Source organism: Streptomyces sp. MUM 2J (assembly GCF_022414535.1).
Taxonomy (GTDB): domain Bacteria; phylum Actinomycetota; class Actinomycetes; order Streptomycetales; family Streptomycetaceae; genus Streptomyces.
On sequence record NZ_JADWYM010000097.1, the window covers coordinates 1 to 2,817 of the forward strand.

Genomic DNA, 2,817 nt, shown 5'->3' on the forward strand with positions numbered 1-2,817 from the left:
GCTCCACCAGATGCCGCACCACCACCCGGCCCAGCGTCCCCGTCGCACCGGTCACCAACACCGTGCCTTCCGGACCGAACGCCGGGTCAGCGGTCGCCGTGGCGTCCTGCGTGACCCGTGTCAGGCGCGGCACCGACAACCCGTCGTCGCTCACCCGTACACGGGGCTCACCGCTGGCGACCGCGGTCCTCAGCACCTCCTCCTCGCAGTCGGTTTCCGCCTCGACGAGGAAGAACCGCCCCGGGTACTCCGCCTGAACCGACCGCACCAATCCACCCACCGCGGCCCCCGCCGCGTCACCGGAAGCCGTCACCACCACCACACGCCCATCACCAGCCAGATGACTCTGCACCTCACCCAGCACACCGGCCACGGCCTGCCGCCCCGCATCACCGGCGGGCACCCGCACCACCACCGCGTCGAGAGAGGCCCCGTCGGCGGCGGCTTCCGTCGCCAGGGGGACCCAGCGCACCGTGTGCAAAGGCCGCCGCGTCAGGGGGACGACGCCCCGCGCGTCGATCGCTCGCATCGCCAGCGACGAGACGTCGGCGACGACCTCTCCCGCCGAGTCGGTGAGCGTGATCGCCGCTCCGCCGTCCGTGCGCCGCAACCGGGCCCGCAGCGCCGTCGCGCCAAGCGCCCGGAGCCGTACGCCGGTGAAGGAGAAGGGCACCTGGGCAGAGCCGCCGTCGGCGAGACCGTCCAGGGCCAGGACGTGCAACACGGCGTCGAGAAGCGCCGGGTGCAGGCCGCAGCGGGCGGCGTCGGCGCGCTGTGCCTCGGCGATCTCGACCTCGGCGTAGAATTCGGCGCCCGAGGACCAGACGGCCCGCAGCCCCTGGAAAGCGGGGCCGTAGGTGTAGCCGTCGTCGGCCAGGCGGGAGTAGGCGTCGGCCAGGTCCAGCGGTACGGTGCCCGCCGGCAGCCACTCAAAGGCGTGTGGTGGCCGAGGAGCGGCCGGGGCGATCACGCCCGTCGCGTGACACGTCCACGGGTGGTCGTGCTCACCGTCCCGTTCGGCCGGGCGGGCGTGGACGGCCAGGGCTCGATGGCCCTGCTCGTCGGCTCCCTGCACCACCACATGGATCTGGACCGCTCCCTGCGGGGGCAGGACGAGTGGCCGTTCCAGGGTGAGTTCGGCGACCTCCTCGCAGTCGGCGGCTCGTGCGGCCTGGAGGGCGAATTCGAGGAAGGCCGTGCCGGGCAGAAGAGTCGTGCCCGCGATGACGTGATCCGCCAGCCACGGGTGAGTGCGCAGCGAGAGCAGACCGCTGAGCAGCAGACCTTCTCCCTCGGCCGGCGTGACCAATGCTCCCAGCAGCGGGTGGTCGGCGGTGTCCGCCAGGCCGAATCGACGGGCATCGCCTACGGGGGAGTGCGGCGCCAGCCAGTAAGGGTGGTGGTCGAAGGGGTAGGTGGGCAGGTCGACGGTGGTGGCGGGGGTCCGGGTGTACCACGCCGGCCAGTCGACGTCCGTGCCTGTCACGTGGGAGCGGGCGAGTGCGCCCACCAGTCCGTGCGGATCCGGTGTGACGCTTGCGACGGTCACGTCCTCGGAGACGGCGGGCAGGGCTTCGAGGATCTCCTCGATCTGCTGGACCACCGCCTGATGCCCGGCAACCTCCAAGAACGTACCGACTCCTTCGTTCCGCAGACAGTGGACGGCGTCGGCGAAACGGACGGTACGCCGGATGTGTCCGGCCCAGTAAGCAGGATCGGCCAGCTCCTCGGAGGAGGCCACCTGTCCCGTATCCGCGGAGACGACGGGGATGCGTGGCTGCTCACACCGGACGGTCGCTGCGACCTGCCGGAACTCCTCGAGCGCTCCGTCCATGTGAGCGGAGTGGAAGGCATGGCTGACCAGAAGCTTCTTGGTGCGGTGTCCCTGGGCCCGCCACTGCTCCGCGACGCGTTCCACAGTCTCCGTGTCGCCGGAGATCACCGTCTGGCGGGGGCCGTTGACAGCCGCGACGGACACCGTGTCCGCCACACCCAGCGCTTCCAGGCTCGCGCGGACCTCGGACTCCGTTACGCGCAGGGACACCATCGCACCACCGGCGGGTGCGGCCTGCATCAGCCGCCCCCGGGCCGCGACCAGCCGGGCCGCGTCCGGCAGCGACCACACTCCGGCCACGTACGCGGCCACCAGCTCACCGATCGAATGCCCCGCCACGAAGTCCGGGCGCACACCCAGCGACTCCAGCAGCCGGAACAGGGCGACCTCCACCGCGAAGACGGCCGGCTGCGCGTACCGGGTCTGTGCCAGGGTCTCCTCGTCCGCCTCCGCACCCAGGATCAGCTCCCGCAGCGGGCGGTCGGCGTCCAGGAGTCCGTCGAACGCCGCACACACCTCGTCGAACGCCGCCGCGAACACCGGACTCAGCCCCTGCAGCTCACGACCCATACCGACACGTTGGCTGCCCTGCCCCGCAAACACCAACGCCAGCTTGCCCGTATCACCGGCGTGCCCCGTCACCGCGTCACCGCTCGGTTGTCCGGTCGCCACGGACTCCAGCCCGGCCAGCAGTTCTTCCCGGGTGCGGCCCACCACCGCCGCACGGTGGCCGAACACCGCCCGGCCCGCCGTCAGAGCATGCCCGACCCCGTACACATCCAGGTCAGGCGCTTCCTGGAGGAAAGCCGCCAGCTTCTCGGCCTGCTTGCGCAGTCCCTTCTCCGAGGGCGCCGACAGGTTCCACACCACCGGTTCGCTGCCCGGGGACGGGGCAGGCCGGACCGGGTCGGCACTGGCGGGTGCTTCTTCGAGGATGACGTGGGCGTTGGTGCCGCTGATCCCGAACGACGACACCGCCGCCC

The 2,817-nt window shown here is 71.7% G+C and carries 1 protein-coding gene; it reads right to left on the reverse strand.

The window, feature by feature from the left end; all coding sequences use genetic code 11:
* The coding region (locus I3F54_RS31775) for a type I polyketide synthase (RefSeq protein WP_240122391.1) at window positions 1-2,817 on the reverse strand (2,817 nt) is incomplete at both ends.